Annotated in this window: 9 protein-coding genes; 4 read left to right on the forward strand and 5 right to left on the reverse strand. The window is 71.0% G+C overall.

Going from position 1 to position 14,556, the window contains the following annotated elements:
* The first annotated feature begins 156 nt into the window (after positions 1 to 156).
* Positions 157 to 2,151, forward strand: coding sequence for a DNA helicase RecQ (recQ, locus tag ACFWYM_RS04295; protein ID WP_384829716.1), 1,995 nt, complete (start codon positions 157 to 159; stop codon positions 2,149 to 2,151).
* Positions 2,152 to 2,213: 62 nt separating this feature from the next.
* On the opposite strand, the gene fahA is transcribed toward recQ, so the two are convergent.
* Positions 2,214 to 3,455: a fumarylacetoacetase gene (gene fahA, locus ACFWYM_RS04300; RefSeq protein WP_384829718.1), complete on the reverse strand. Its 1,242-nt coding sequence runs from the start codon at positions 3,453 to 3,455 to the stop codon at positions 2,214 to 2,216.
* A 190-nt stretch (positions 3,456 to 3,645) separates the two neighbouring features.
* On the opposite strand from fahA, the gene ACFWYM_RS04305 reads away from it, so the two are divergent.
* Together ACFWYM_RS04305 and ACFWYM_RS04310 are read left to right on the forward strand one after the other, a co-directional pair.
* Positions 3,646 to 4,923 carry an ATP-grasp domain-containing protein gene (locus ACFWYM_RS04305; RefSeq protein ID WP_384830140.1) on the forward strand — a complete coding sequence of 426 codons (1,278 nt, stop codon included), beginning with the start codon at positions 3,646 to 3,648 and terminating at the stop codon, positions 4,921 to 4,923.
* 61 nt (positions 4,924 to 4,984) lie between these two features.
* The gene (locus ACFWYM_RS04310; RefSeq protein ID WP_384829720.1) at positions 4,985 to 6,187 is read left to right on the forward strand and encodes an FAD-dependent oxidoreductase; all 1,203 of its coding nucleotides are present in this window, start codon (positions 4,985 to 4,987) and stop codon (positions 6,185 to 6,187) included.
* On the opposite strand, the gene ACFWYM_RS04315 is transcribed toward ACFWYM_RS04310, so the two are convergent.
* The 3 genes from ACFWYM_RS04315 to ACFWYM_RS04325 are packed head-to-tail and all read right to left on the reverse strand — an operon-like array spanning position 6,184 to position 11,527.
* Positions 6,184 to 6,522 carry a hypothetical protein gene (locus ACFWYM_RS04315; protein WP_384829722.1) on the reverse strand — a complete coding sequence of 113 codons (339 nt, stop codon included), beginning with the start codon at positions 6,520 to 6,522 and terminating at the stop codon, positions 6,184 to 6,186. The genes ACFWYM_RS04310 and ACFWYM_RS04315 overlap by 4 nt on opposite strands.
* A complete protein-coding gene (locus tag ACFWYM_RS04320) occupies positions 6,519 to 6,989 on the reverse strand; it encodes a hypothetical protein (protein WP_384829724.1) in 471 nt (156 codons plus the stop codon). Before ACFWYM_RS04320 ends, ACFWYM_RS04315 begins: the two co-directional genes overlap by 4 nt.
* Positions 6,986 to 11,527 carry an RHS repeat-associated core domain-containing protein gene (locus tag ACFWYM_RS04325; protein WP_384829725.1) on the reverse strand — a complete coding sequence of 1,514 codons (4,542 nt, stop codon included), beginning with the start codon at positions 11,525 to 11,527 and terminating at the stop codon, positions 6,986 to 6,988. The genes ACFWYM_RS04320 and ACFWYM_RS04325 overlap by 4 nt, the downstream gene beginning before the upstream one ends.
* 137 nt (positions 11,528 to 11,664) lie before the next feature.
* Between ACFWYM_RS04325 and ACFWYM_RS04330 the strand changes: the two genes are divergently transcribed.
* Positions 11,665 to 12,468: an HAD family hydrolase gene (locus ACFWYM_RS04330; RefSeq protein ID WP_384829727.1), complete on the forward strand. Its 804-nt coding sequence runs from the start codon at positions 11,665 to 11,667 to the stop codon at positions 12,466 to 12,468.
* Positions 12,469 to 12,531: 63 nt separating this feature from the next.
* Here the strand turns inward: ACFWYM_RS04330 and ACFWYM_RS04335 are convergent, their stop codons facing one another.
* Positions 12,532 to 14,541 (reverse strand): CocE/NonD family hydrolase, encoded by a 2,010-nt coding sequence (locus ACFWYM_RS04335; protein WP_384829729.1) that lies wholly within the window; start codon positions 14,539 to 14,541, stop codon positions 12,532 to 12,534.
* Between the last annotated feature and the right edge of the window lie 15 nt (positions 14,542 to 14,556).

Below are 14,556 nucleotides of genomic sequence, written 5' to 3' on the forward strand. Positions count from 1 at the left end.
ATAAGGGGGCCGGGCGGTTCTGTGTGGGCGTGCCGTTCTCCGGGTGGGCCTGTGGATAACTCTCGGGGTGTCGGCGCGGGCGCCTATCGTGGACGCAGTGGTCGAGGCGCGACAGGCGGGGGCACGGCGATGAGCGGGATCAGTGGGGTCGACGGGATGACTGAGGTGGTGGAGAGCGACGCGCTGCGGACGCTCCACCGGGTGTTCGGGTACGACGCCTTCCGGGGCGAGCAAGAGGCGATCATCGGGCATGTGGTGGACGGCGGGGACGCCGTCGTCCTGATGCCCACCGGCGGCGGCAAGTCGCTCTGCTACCAGATCCCGGCCCTGGTCAGACCCGGCACCGGCGTCGTGATCTCCCCGCTCATCGCGCTCATGCAGGACCAGGTGGACGCGCTGCGGGCGCTCGGCGTGCGGGCCGGCTTCATCAACTCGACGCTGGACTTCGACGAGCGCCGCACGGTGGAGGCCGAGTTCCTCGCGGGCGAGCTCGACCTCCTCTATGTCGCCCCCGAGCGGCTGCGCCTGGACGCCACGCTCGACCTGCTCTCCCGCGGCAAGATCTCCGTCTTCGCGATCGACGAGGCGCACTGCGTGGCGCAGTGGGGCCACGACTTCCGCCCGGACTACCTCTCCCTCTCCCTGCTGGGCGAGCGCTGGCCGGACGTCCCGCGCATCGCCCTGACGGCGACGGCGACGGACGCCACCCACCGCGAGATCACCCAGCGCCTGGGCATGCCCGACGCGAAGCACTTCGTGGCGAGCTTCGACCGCCCCAACATCCAGTACCGCATCGTCGGGAAGGCCGACCCGAAGAAGCAGCTCCTCTCCTTCCTCAAGGAGGAGCACGAGGGCGACGCGGGCATCGTCTACTGCCTCTCGCGCAACTCGGTGGAGAAGACCGCCGAGTTCCTCTCGCGCAACGGCATCGAGGCGGTCCCGTACCACGCGGGCCTGGACGGCTCGACGCGCGCCACCCACCAGTCCCGCTTCCTGCGCGAGGAGGGCCTGGTCGTGGTCGCGACCATCGCCTTCGGCATGGGCATCGACAAGCCGGACGTCCGCTTCGTCGCCCACCTCGACCTGCCCAAGTCGGTGGAGGGGTACTACCAGGAGACGGGCCGCGCGGGCCGCGACGGCCGGCCCTCCACGGCCTGGATGGCCTACGGACTCCAAGACGTCGTCCAGCAGCGCAAGTTGATCCAGTCCGGCGAGGGCGACGAGGCGTTCCAGCGCCGCGCCGCCGCCCACCTGGACGCGATGCTGGCCCTGTGCGAGACGGCCCAGTGCCGCCGCGCCCAGCTCCTCACCTACTTCGGCCAGGAGCCCGTCGCGGCCGCCTGCGGCAACTGCGACACCTGCCTCACCCCGCCCGAGACCTGGGACGGCACGGTCGCGGCACAGAAGGTCCTGTCCACGGTGGTGCGCCTGCAGCGCGAGCGCGGCCAGAAGTTCGGCACGGGCCAGATCATCGACATCCTGCTCGGCCGCAAGACCGCGAAGGTCATCCAGTTCGACCACGACCAGCTGAGCGTCTTCGGCATCGGCGAGGAGCTCGGCGAGGGCGAATGGCGGGGCGTGGTGCGGCAGTTGCTGGCCCAGGGCCTCATCGCGATCGAGGGGGAGTACGGGACGCTGGTGCTGACCGGGACCAGCGGCTCCGTCCTCGGCCGGGAGCGGGAGGTGCGGTTGCGCAAGGAGCCGAAGCGGCCCGCCCGTGGCGGGCGGGGCTCGGGCGGCTCCGGCGGCTCGGGTGGCTCCGGCGGCGGCAAGTCCAAGGCCGCCGCGGTGGACCTGCCCGAGGAGCTGGTCCCGCTCTTCGAGGAGCTGCGGGCCTGGCGGGGCGCCCAGGCCCGGGAGAAGGGCGTCCCCGCGTATGTGATCTTCCACGACGCGACGCTCAGGGAGATCGCCACGCTCCGCCCCGCGACGGTGGCGGAGCTCGGCGGGATCAGCGGGGTCGGCGAGAAGAAGCTGGCGACGTACGGGGAGGGCGTGATCGAGGTCCTGTCCGGCTTCGGCGGCACTCCCGCGCCGTCCCCCGCACCGCAGCAGCAGGGTGCCCCCGCCGCCCCCGCCCCCGCCCCCGCGAGCGAGCCGCACGACCTGGGCTGGGACGACGCCGAACCGGACCCGGAGCTCGACTGGTAGGCCACGGCCGGTGGGCGAGGGGGGCGAGGGGTGAGGCAAGGAGCACCCCTCGCCCGCGAGGGCTACCGCGCAGGCAGGATCCGCCCCGTCACCTCGCCCAGACCCACCCGCGTCCCGTCCGGCCCCGGGGCCCACGCCGACAGCGTGACCTCGTCGCCGTCCTCCAGGAACGTCCGCTTGCCGTCGGGGAGTTCGAGCGGGTCGCGGCCGTTCCACGTCAGCTCGATCAGGGAGCCGTACTGGGCCGGCTCGGGGCCGCTCACGGTGCCCGAGCCGTAGAGGTCGCCGGTGCGCAGGGACGCGCCGTTGGCCGTCATGTGGGCGAGCTGCTGGGCGGCCGTCCAGTACACCGTCGAGAAGGGGGGCTCGGAGATCACCTGGCCGTTGAGGGTCACGGTCATGCGCAGGTCGTAGCCGCCGGGCTCGTCGGCCACCGACTCCGCCGAGTCGTCGAGGTAGGGGAGGAGCTCATGGGTGCGCTCGGGCGGGGTCACACGCGCCGCGTCCAGGGCCTCCAGCGGGGTGACCCAGGCGGACACCGAGGTCGTGAAGGACTTGCCGAGGAAGGGGCCGAGCGGCACGTACTCCCACGCCTGGATGTCGCGCGCCGACCAGTCGTTGAGGAGGCAGAGCCCGAAGACGTGGTCGCGGAAGTCCGCGAGCGGCACGGGTGTGGCGAGCGTCGACGGCGTGCCCACCACGAAGCCGACCTCCGCCTCGATGTCGAGCCGGACCGAGGGGCCGAAGACGGGGGCGGTCTCGGCGGGCGTCTTGCGCTGCCCGGTCGGACGTACCACCTCCGTCCCGGAGACGACAACGGTGCCGGACCGGCCGTGGTAACCGATCGGCAGATGCTTCCAGTTGGGGGTGAGCGGGGCCGGCGCGTCGGGGCGGAACATCTGGCCCAGGTTCGACGCGTGGTGCTCCGAGGCGTAGAAGTCGACGTAGTCCGCGACCTCGAAGGGAAGGTGCAGCTCCACGTCCGACAGCGGGTGGAACAGCGGCTCCACCACGGCGCGGTGGGCGGGCACGGTGACCCACGCGGTGAGCGCCCGGCGCACATCGCTCCACGCCGTGCGCCCCGCCGCGAGCAGCGGGTTCAGGGTGGGCTGCGCGAGCAGGGAGACATACGGGGAGCCGAGCGCGGCCGCGGCGGCGCCCGCATCCAGGACGTGCGAGCCCAGGCGTACACCCACCCGCCGGTCGCCCTGCGCGGCGCCCCGCAGCGAGAACACACCGTAGGGAAGGTTGTGCGGACCGAAGGGGTCGCCTTCGGGGACATCGAGCGGGGTCTGCTCGGACATGCGTACCTGCCTCACTTCCATCGGGGTGTGCCACACGTTACGTGGGAACCCGTATCAGGGGCAGTGCCTAAAGAGTTCGCAATGTCCGAATAGGTCTTGCTGGAGTGCTCAGTTCCGGCTTAGCGTCCTTTGGGGGACGCGGACACGGATGCGTGGGTCCGGGTCGGAAGGGGGACACGTGGGGGGACCCGTGGCCAACAACCGCAGCAGCCTTCCGTTCGAGCCGGACCGCAGCGTGCCCGGACTGATCGTGAAGTTCGGCGACTACCCGCTGCACCACGGCGGCGTGGGCGCCATCCGCAGCCTCGGCCGCCTCGGCGTGCCCATGTATGCGATCACGGAAGACCGCTACACCCCCGCGGCCGCCTCCCGCCACCTCACCCGCGCCTTCCCGTGGCGGACCACGGGCACGGAGGACCCGGAGCGGCTGGTCGACGGCCTGCTGCGGGTCGGGCGCCGCATCGGGCGGCCGACGGTGCTGATCCCCACGGACGAGGAGGCGGCCGTCCTCATCGCCGAGCACCAGAAGGAGCTCGGCGACAAGGAGAGCGGCTTCGGCGGCTTCCTCTTCCCGCGCGTGGAGCCCGAGTTACCCCGCCGCCTCGCCAGCAAGCAGGGGCTGCACGAGCTGTGCGTGGAGCACGGCATCGCCTCTCCGCCGGCGGCGTTCCCGCAGTCGTACGCCGACATCGAGGAGTTCGCCGGGGCGGCCCGTTTCCCGGTGGTCGCCAAGAACCGCGAGGCGTTCACCCGCCGCAAACAGCCCGCGGTGAACGGCACCACCCGCATCGAGACCCCCGCGGGCCTGCTCACCCTCGCCCGGGACTGGGGCGAGCGCCCCGGAGTGATCCTCCAGGAGTATCTGCCGCGGGAGCAGGCGGAGGACTGGATCGTGCACGCGTACTTCGACGCGGACTCCACGCCCCTCGCGCTCTTCACCGGCGTGAAGGTCCGCTCCTGGCCGCCCCACGCGGGCATGACGGCGAACGCATACGTGGTGGACAACCCCGAACTCGCCGACCTCACCACGCGGTTCATCAAGCAGATCGGCTTCACCGGCATCATCGACCTGGACCTCCGCTTCGACCGGCGTGACGGCCGGTACAAGCTCCTCGACTTCAACCCCCGCATGGGCGCCCAGTTCCGTCTCTTCGAGAGCGAGTCGGGCATCGACGTGGTCCGCGCCATGCATCTGCAACTGACCGGCCGCGCCGTCCCGGAGGGCGAACAGCGCGCCGGCCACCGCTACGTGGTGGAGAACATCGACCTGCCCGCCCTCCTCGCGTACCGCCGCAGCGGCTACACCACGCCGCACGCGCCGGCCCGCCCGTCCTCCACGGAGCTGGCGTGGCTCGCGGCGGACGACATGTTGCCGTTCTTCACGATGCTCGCGCGTTTCGTGCGGCCGGGGGCGAAGCATCTGTACCAGTTGTGGCGCACCAACAGACGGGGTAGCGCCGGAAGTTGACGCGGTGCGCGAAGTGAGTCCGCAGTGCACGAAGTGAGTGTCGTCCTTGGGGAGGGACTTCGTGATCCAACCAGTTGCAGTCATCGGGGCCGGTCCTTACGGCCTGTCCGCCGCGGCCCATCTGCGGGCCCGCGGCATCCCGGTGCGCGCCTTCGGCGAGCCCATGGTGAGCTGGCGCACCCACATGCCCAAGGGCATGCTGCTGAAGTCCACACCGGTGGCCTCGAGCATCGACGCGCCGCAGCGCGGCCACACCCTCGCCGACTACTGCGACGACGCGGGCGTCCCGCGCCTCGTGACCGACGAGGACATCATCCCGATCGAGACGTTCGTGGCGTACGGGGACTGGTTCCAGAGCCGGCTCGTGCCCGAGCTTGAGCGGGTGCGCGTGGTCTCCGTGGACCGGCGCGGCACGGAGGGCTTCGAGCTGAAGCTGGACTCCGGGGAGCAGTTCACGGCGCGCGCGGTCGTCGTCGCGACCGGCCTGTCCGGACTCAGCCACCTGCCCCCGGAGCTCGCCGCGGCCGCCCCGGACGGACCCACCCCCACAGGGCCCGTCTCACACAGCTCGCAACACGGCGACCTGTCCCGCTACGAGGACAAGGAGCTCCTCGTGGTCGGCGCCGGCCAGTCCTCCCTGGAGACGGCCGTGCTGGCGGCGGAGGCGGGGGCACGCGTGCGCGTGGTGGCCCGCGGCAAGGGCGCCGTCGGCTTCGGGGCGCCCCCGTGGAAGCAGCCGAAGCTGCGCCCCGAGTCGCCGTTCGGCCGCGCCTGGTCCCTCTACGCCCTCAGCTACTACCCCCACCCGTACCGCTATCTGCCCCCGCAGGCCCGGCACTTCCTGGTCCGCCGCATCCTGGGCCCGCTCGGCGCCTGGTGGCTGCGCGACCGCTACGAGGGCCGGGTCACGACCCGAGAGATCGCGGCCATCACCAAGTCCGAGGCGCGGGAGGGCCGTTCGGTCCTGACCGTCCGGACCCCCGGCGGCCGTATCGAGGAGCTGGCGGCGGACCACGTCATCGCGGCGACGGGCTACCGCGTCGACGTCAACGCGATGGGCTTCCTCGGTCCCGCCCTCCGCGCCCGCCTCGCCACCAGCCGCGGCACTCCGAAGCTGGGCGCCGGCTATGTCTCCTCGGTACCGGGCCTCTACTTCACGGGCATGCTGGGCGGTTCCTCGTACGGGCCGGTCATGCGGTTCGTGTGCGGGACGGAGTACGCGTCACCGCGGTTGGCGGGGCATTTGGTGCGGGCGCACGGTTAGGCGGCGTCGTACGGGAGTGTCCAGGCGGGGGAGCCCTCGGGCGGTGCGGGACGGATGTCGTACGCGGAGAAGTCGACGTCCTCGTCCGGGTCGCCCGAGGGGAGCAGCTTTCCGCCCGGGCGCTCCTTCAGGTACAGCCCGAACGCCCAGAACTCCGGCATCTCGTGGCACATGAGGTCCGGGCAGGGACCGATCTCCAGGCGCCCGTACCGCTCGTTCACCCGGGCCACGGCTTCGGCCCGGGAGATCCCGAAACGGGTCGCGGCCTCGTCCACGATCTCGCGGAAGTACGCGAGCATGCCGTCGTCGAGGCGCATCAGGAACTCAGCCGTCATGGTGCCGTTCCACCGGCCGGCCCGATGAAATCCCCGAACTCCTCCAGCGACATCTCCAGGTCCCTGCGCGCCGGGTCCTGCGTGGGCAGCTGTGCCCGGTGGCTGTCGAGGAAGGCATGGGCCGCCCGGTGGGCCGCGCCGAGGACCTCGGCGGCGGGCGACTCGTCGACGATCCCGTCGCCGCCCCGTGTGGTGATGCGGCCGTCCTTGCCGTCGAGCGCGAAGTCCAGCCGGAACGAGGAGTCGGACCCGACGAAGCGGAAGGAGGCGCGACGGTGCTCGACGAGTGCCCGCAGGCCGTCGAGGAGTTCGCTCAGCGCCACGAAGATCATCATGGACTGATCCGGGGTGTGCCCCTTCGACGTCACCCGGCCCGCGCTGCCCACCACTTCCATGTCGCCCAACGCGAAGCCCGGCGACGGAGGTTCGAGCTCGGACGGGTCCACATCGAAGAAGAAGCGGATCACTTGTAACTCTTTCCGACAGGGAAGAACGAGATGATGCGGTTGCCGTCGGTCGAGTCTACGGACACGCGATACGTCGCGGTGAAGCCGTTCACGGTCATCTTCTTCTCGAAGGACTGCATGAGCCTGTTCGGGTTCTCGGTGATCCGGGTTCCCTTGCGCACCGCCTTGGACGCGGCCTTGTAGACCTGCTCCCGCGTGGTCCCCGGCGGCATCAGGTCACCGGGCCCCTTGGGATGGTCTCCGGTGATGTGGCGGGCGTCGATGTGAAGCCAGCCCTCCTTGAGGTTCCCGGTTTCCAGGCGGGGCTTCTTGCGGCACAGAGCGAGCCCGAACGGGTCGATCCAGGCCGTCGGGTTCGGCACGTACCAGCCCGGGTTGGGCCCGCCTCCGAGTCCGAGCGGGTCGAGGCTGCAGAAGCGGCCCACCGTCGGGTCGTAGTAGCGGAAGTAGTTGTAGTGCAGCCCCGTCTCGTCGTCCTCGTACTGGCCGGGGAAGCGAAGCGGACAGTCGACCGCATCGGAGGACGGGCCGGAGGACGGCTCGGAGGGCAGTCCCCACACGGTGTCTTCCCGGCGCCACTCCGTGTCGCCACCCGGAGTCACCAGCTCGCGTGGCGCGCCCACGAGATCGGTCACGATGGCGTGGAAGCGGGCGTCGGTCTCCGCCTGGTCCAGATCCCGCGCGCGGCGCTCGGTCTGCGCCACGGGCAGGTCCGTCTCCGGCGACCAGTCCCATGTCAGGGTCCTGGCGGCCCCGGCCCCGGCCCCGGCCCCGGCGCCGACGGAGTCGGTCTGCTCCGCGAGCACGGTGCCGTCCCAGACGAAGTCGGTCTGTTCGCGTACTCCGCCCGCCTCGTCGAGGAGCTGCTTGGCGATGCGTCTGCCGAGCGGGTCGTAGAGGTAGCGCCAGCGGTTCCCCTCGGGAGTGATCACCTCGGTGAGCTGGTCGTGATCGTGGTCGGCCCAGTGGTACTGCCAGGTGCGGGAGCCGCCCGAGAGCAGCTTGGTGGTGCGGCGGACGACCCGGCCCTGTCCGTCGTGGGCGAAGGTGGTCCGGCCCGCGCGGCGCAGCAGCGACGCGTCGTAGGACCGCTCGCCGGCCGTGTCGCCACCCGTCCGCCCCCCGGCCACGGCCTCGTGGACTTCGTGCCCCTCCCTGCCCCCGGGCCACATCGCGCGGGTGACATTGCCCGTCGCGTCGTACGCGTACTGCTCCGACCACGCGTCGGCCCGGACCGAGGTGATCCGTCCGGCGGCGTCGAGGTCGAGCCGACGGGTTCCGGTGACGCTGTCCCCGATCGCCGTGGCCAGGCCGTCGGCCCGGTAGCCATAGGTGCGCCGGGTGCGCTGGGACCCCCCGTCGACGCTGTGCTCCGTCAGTTGGTGATCGTCGTTCCAGTGACTGCTCAGGACGGCCGCCCCGACGCGGCGCTCCGTCTCCCGGCCGACCATGTCGTAGCCGATGCGCAGCGACTGTCCACCGGTGGTCAGCAGCACAGGCCGTCCGCCGGCGTCGTACTCCCAGCTGCTCAGCGCCCCGGAGGCGGTGCGGCGCGCGGTCCGTCGGCCGACGGCGTCATACGTGCTGTGCACGGTACGGCCGTTGCACGTCTCGGCGGTGACCCGGCCTGCCCGGTCGTGCTCGAACGTCAGCACCGCGGCGGCGTTCTGCGCGCGTGTGGTGCGGCCGAGCAGGTCGTACGAGAAGGTGGTGCAGGTCTCGTCGCTCTCGCCGCGCTGCTCGACGATGTTCCCGAGGACGTCATGGGTGTAGCGGGTGGTGTGTCCGAGAGCGTTCGTCCGGCGCGTCAACTGCCGTGCCGCGTCATAGCCGTACGTCAGGACGCGGCCGTTGAAGTCGGTCTCACGCACCAGGCTGCCGACCGCGTCGTACTCGTATCGCCACTGCTCTTCCAGCGGGTTGGTGACCGAGGTGAGCCGCAGCTCCGTGTCGTGGGTGAACCGCAGGCTCGTGCCGTCCGGCCGGATCACGGCACTGAGCAGATCGAAGTGCGTGTACTCGTACCTGGTCACGCCGCCGACGGCGTCGACGTGTTCGGCCTCGTTGCCCTCCGGGTCGTACGTCCAGCGCTCGGTCGCACCACTCGGCGCGGTGCGCCAGGCCATCCGGCCCTCCGGGGTCCAGCCGAACCGCGTGACCGCGTCGTTCGGCTCGGTGAGGGTGGCGATCCGCCCGTATCCGTCGTACGTGAAGCGGGTCGCGGCTCCGAACGCGTCGCCGACCGAGGTCGGCCGGCCGAGGGCGTCGTTCTCGACCCGGCGCGCGTGGCCCAGCGCGTCGATGGTCGCGAGCAGACCGCCACGGGGGTCGAAGGCATGCTCCGTGGTGGCGCCCGACGGGTCGGTGATGGCGAGGAGGTTGCCGCGGTCGTCGTACCGGAAGCGCCACTGGCTCCCGTCGGCTTCCGTGATCAGTACGGGCAGTCGCAGCTCGTTGTACGCGGCGGTGGAGCGCGACCCGTCCGGGCGGATCAACTCCGCTGTGTTTCCCTCGGAGTCGTAGACGTAGCGAGTCGTCCGGCCCAGGGCGTCGGTCTGCGCGACCAGCCGGTCGAGGGGATCCCACTCCGAGGTGATCGTCTGCCCGAGAGCGTTCGTCTCACCGACGATGCGGAAGTCACGGTTGTACTGGTATGTAGTGGAATGACCGAGTGAATCCGTGTGCACCGTCCGGTGGTTGACCTCGTCGTAGGCGAAGCTGCCGTCGTGGAACCCGTCGGAGCCGCTGGTCCGCACGCAGCGTCCCGCATCGTCGTACGTGTACGCGTACCGCGTGGAGTTGCGGTCCTCCCAGGCGACGATGCGGTGCGCGTCGTCATAGGCGAGGCGCAGGGGGGCTCCGGAGGAGTTGTAGATCTCGGTCAGATTGCCCTGGCCGTCGTAGCCGTAGCGCACGATCGGCGGTTGCTCGGGGTCGCTGAGCAGTCTGAGCGCGCGAATCCGGCGCGCCTCGCGGTCGAGTTCGACGCCGACCCGGTAGCCGCCGGAGTGGCTGACCTCCCGGGGCATGCCGTCGGCGTCGTAGGCGAACGTGACCGTGTTGGCGTTCCGGTCGGTCACCGCGGCCAACGGCAGCTCCGCGCCCGAGGTGCCGGGGAGCGCCCGGAAGTGTGAGGTGAGGCCCGACTCCGGCCGGTGCACCGTCAGGGTGCCCCCGTCGGCGGCGGACCACTGGAGGGGCCAGCGCGGGCCCATGACCGGCAGGACGGACACCTCGGGTTCCGGCACGGGGTAACTGAGCACCATCCCGTCCTCGGTGACGAACCGCACCCCGTCGGAGTCGAGGAGCAGCCTCTGATCGAGAGTTGAGGCCCAGGCCGCGCCGAACCAGCGTCCGCTCTGCACGGACGAGACATGGTGCCGCTCGAGGGTCAGCGGCAGCACGCCGGGCAGCTCCACGTCGACGGCCGAGGCGACCATGTCACCCGTCACGACATCGATGGGGTCGCTCTTGCAGCGGCGCTCGGCCATCATCTGGGCCTGCTGGCGCAGCTTGCCCATGCCGCCCTTGGCGGCCTTCGCCATCCCCTTGAGACCGCCCTTGGCGAGCCCCTTGAGTCCCTTGGCGAGACCGCGGAGGCTGGTCAGCCCTTTCATGCCGGGTATGCAGTCGAGCGCCGCGAACGCCACATCCCAGAGGCTGGCTTGTCCGTTGGCGTATTTGTTGAGGGTGTCGGCGAGCACGACGAGAGCGGCCACGAGGACGATCGCGCCGAGGATCGGCCCGCCGATGATCATGGCGACGATGCCCAGAACCGCGACGACGACCTTGCAGACGGCGACGATGGTGTCCCAGTTGTCGGAGACCCAGTCGCCGACCTCCTCCCACCACTTGCGGTTATGGATACCCGCGTCCGACGCCTCGTCGATCTTCTTCTTGGCCGTGCCCGCGGCGTCCTCGCGCATCTTGCGGGCGTCTTCCGCCATCTTCTTGGCGGCGTCCAGGGCGCCCTGCGCGTTCGAGACGTCGGACTTGGCGTCCGACTGGGCCTTCTCGGCGGCGTGGGCGTTGCGGGTGGCGGCCTTGACCTTGTCCTCGTCGGGCTTGGGGACGTCCTTGCCCTTGTCGCTGCCGTCTTTGTCCTTGTACTTGTCGGCTTCTTTCCCGGCGCGGTCCACCCACGAGTCCGCCGAGGACAGCTTGGACTTGGCCTCGCTCAAGTCCCCTTGCGCCTCACGCCCCTTGGCGAGCGCCTTGTCCGCCAGGGCCTGGGCGCGCTCCAGCTTCGGCCAGTAGTCCGCGAGCGCGTCACCGGCCATCTCGTAGCTCTTCTTGAGCTTCTTCAGCTTGCCCGGGGCGTCCTCGAACTCGGCGGTGAAGGAGTCCGCCGTCTTCCCCGCCCAGGTCAGGATCGCGTCATCGCCCGCCATCCCCTTGATGTCCCGCAACACCGACGACACGTCATCCGCGAAGTCATGGAGATTCTTGGCGAGTTGACGAACTCGCTGCGGATCCCCCGGCGTCGGGTCCTTGTCCAGATCCAGGACATGCCAATCCGCCGGCCGATGGCCTCCCATGGTGTTCCCCCGTCACACTCGCATCATGGGCACTCTGCGTGGCCCAAAGGTACGGCATGCCGCGCGAACGCGGAGTGTTCGCGTGCCGGGCGCTCCGAGGAGGGGCCAGTGAGCCCATAGGTCCGTATTCTCTGATCATGGCCGCTCAGATCGCATATGCCCTCATCGCCACTGACCTGGACGGGACGCTGCTGCGCGGCGACGACACCGTCTCCGACCGGTCGAGGGACGCGCTGGCACGGGCGGTGGCGGCGGGGGCACGGCACCTCGTGGTCACCGGGAGGCCCGCCCCAAGGGTGAAGCCGCTCCTCGACGAGCTCGGCAACCACGGGCTCGCGGTGTGCGGGCAGGGCGCGCAGCTGTATGACGCACGCCGTGACCGGATGGTGTGGTCCGTGACCCTCGACCGGGAGCTCGCCGAGGCGGCGCTCGGCAAGATCGAGGCGGAGGTCGGGATGGTCTACGCGGCCGTGGACCAGGACGGCGTGGACGGGCTCACGCTCATCGAGCCCGGCTATGAAATGCCGCACCCGACGCTCCCCGCGGTCCGGGTGCCCGGGCGTGACCTGCTGTGGGAGGAGCCCATCAGTAAGGTCCTGCTACGCCACCAGACCCTCGCGGACGACGAGTTGGCGGCGGTGGCCCGGGCCGCGGTGGGCACGCTCGCGACGGTGACGATGTCGGGGCCCGGCACCGTGGAGCTCCAGCCGTGCGGCGTGACCAAGGCGACGGGCCTCGCCCTCGCGGCCGAGCAGCTCGGGCTCTCGGCCGCCGACACCCTCGCCTTCGGGGACATGCCCAACGACATCCCGATGTTCGCCTGGGCCGCGCGCGGCGTCGCCATGGCCAACGCGCACGCCGAACTGAAGGCCGTCGCCGATGAGTTGACGGCGTCCAATGAGGACGACGGGATCGCGGTGGTGCTGGAGCGGCTGCTCTGAGGGGCACCCCCGGGGAGCGCCTGAAAGCGCCCAGGGAGCGCCCAGGGAGCCCCCTGAGGATGGTCACCCCGCCGTGCGCGGAATCCGTCGTTCCCACGTCCGGTGGAACACGACCTCGACGCCGTCCCGGCACACCACCTCGTTCGAGGTGATGAAGTCCGCCGCGTCGCAGGTGATCTCGGAGTGCGTCTCGACGGTCACGTCCCAGGCGAGCTCGGGGCGGTGCAGGCGGATGTGCCAGTCGGAGCGGGTGCGGGCGCTCAGCGGGTCCGCCTCGTCGATCGTGTACGTCTCCAGGGCGTCTTCGGTGAACTCGAGGCCGTCCGGGTAGACCCGGGTCCCGCCGTAGCGCGGGTCGACCTCCAGGCGCCACTCGCCCTTGGCCACGTCGCGGACGACGAGGCGCTCGGGCCGCTGTTCGTCGAGGGTGGCCGGGTACACGACCCCTAGGGGCTCCGACTGCTCCGGGGACTCGAAGGTGATCGAGGGGTCCAAGTCGCCGTCCCTTACGGGAAGTTCCAGGGAGCTGCCCGCCGGGTCGAGGGTGAACCCGGCCGAGTCCGCCTGCGGCCAGATCCACGGCCAGTACGCGGACGACACCGCGAGCCGGATGCGGTGGCCCGGCGGGAAGGTGTGGCCGATGCCGTTGAGCTCGAAGGTGACGTCCTCGGTGGCGCCCAGCGGCCAGGCGTCGGCGCGGTCCCGGCCGTTCCGGGCCGACAGGTTGAGCACCCCGCGCGTGACGAGGGTCGAGGCGCCGTCCGGGGCCACGTCGCAGACCCGGGCGACGGCCTGCCCGTAGGGGACGTCCATGCGCAGGCGCAGGGTGACGCGGGGGCGCCCCGATACCCGTACCAGCTGATCCACTTCGAATTCGAAGCACGCCGACTTCGCGTCCTCCTCGCGCTGGTCGGGCGGCAGGTCGGCGTCGTTCCCGAAGGGGAAGAAGCGGCCGGCGTCCAGGCCGGTGTGCATGGGGGAGTTGACCTGGACCGGGGCTCCCTGAAGGGCGTACGAGACGGGCGTGACGTTCGGGGACGGCCAGGAGGGGTCGCCGGCCCAGCCGCCGGAGAGCTCCTCGTACACCGTCGCGGGCCGGTGCGAGTCGCTGATCCAGGAGCGCAGCTTCGGCTCCTCCATGACGTCGTTGGCCACGCCCTTGAGGTGATGGTCCCACCAGCGCAGCGTCTCCTGGAGGAAGCCGATGGCGGGGCCGGGCGGCAGGCCCCGGTCCGGGTACTGGTGCGACCAGGGCCCGATCAACCCCCGTACGTCTCCAGGGAGATGTTCGACGAGGCGCAGCACCGTGTCCCGGTACGGGTCGTGCCAGCCACCCACCGCGAGGACGGCCGCCTTGATCGCGGAGTAGTCCTCGCAGACGCTGCCGTGCTGCCAGTAGGCGTCACGGGTCTGGTGGCCGAGCCAGGTGTGGATGAAGGGGTCGACGGCCTCCAGGCGCTTCAGCCACAGCTCGCGCCACTCCTCGCGCCACTTTTCGCCCATGTACTGCGGGTCCGGCGGGCGGCAGACGAAGGCCAGCATCGTGGCCGCCCACGCGTGCATGTCGACGGCGAGGACGGAACCACCCATGTAGTGCACGTCGTTGTCATAGCGGTCGTCGGCGGAGCAGACGGTGACGACCGCCTTGAGCGCCTCGGGCGCGAGGGCCGCGATCTGCAGGGAGTTGAAGCCGCCCCAGGAGATGCCGAACATGCCGACCTTGCCGGTGCACCAGCGCTGCGCGGCCAGCCACTCGACCACGGCCACGCCGTCCGCGAGCTCCGTCGCGTCGTACTCGTCCCCGGGCAGCCCCTCCGAGTTCCCGTGCCCGCGCACGTCGACGCGCACGGAGGCGTAGCCGTGGCCCGCGTACCAGGGGTGGCGCTGCCAGTCGCGGGGCGCCGTCCAGTCGGTCAGGCGGTAGGGGAGGTACTCGAGGAGGGCGGGGACGGGCTCGTCCGTGACCGGGCGCCACACGCGCGCGTAGAGCCTGGTCCCGTCCGGCAGCGGGATCCGGACGTCCTCGCGCGTGGTCTCGTACGGGAAGGAGTGGCGGATCTGGATGTCGGTCATGGCGGGTACCTCAGG

The organism is Streptomyces sp. NPDC059009 (genome assembly GCF_042740175.1).
Lineage (GTDB): Bacteria > Actinomycetota > Actinomycetes > Streptomycetales > Streptomycetaceae > Streptomyces.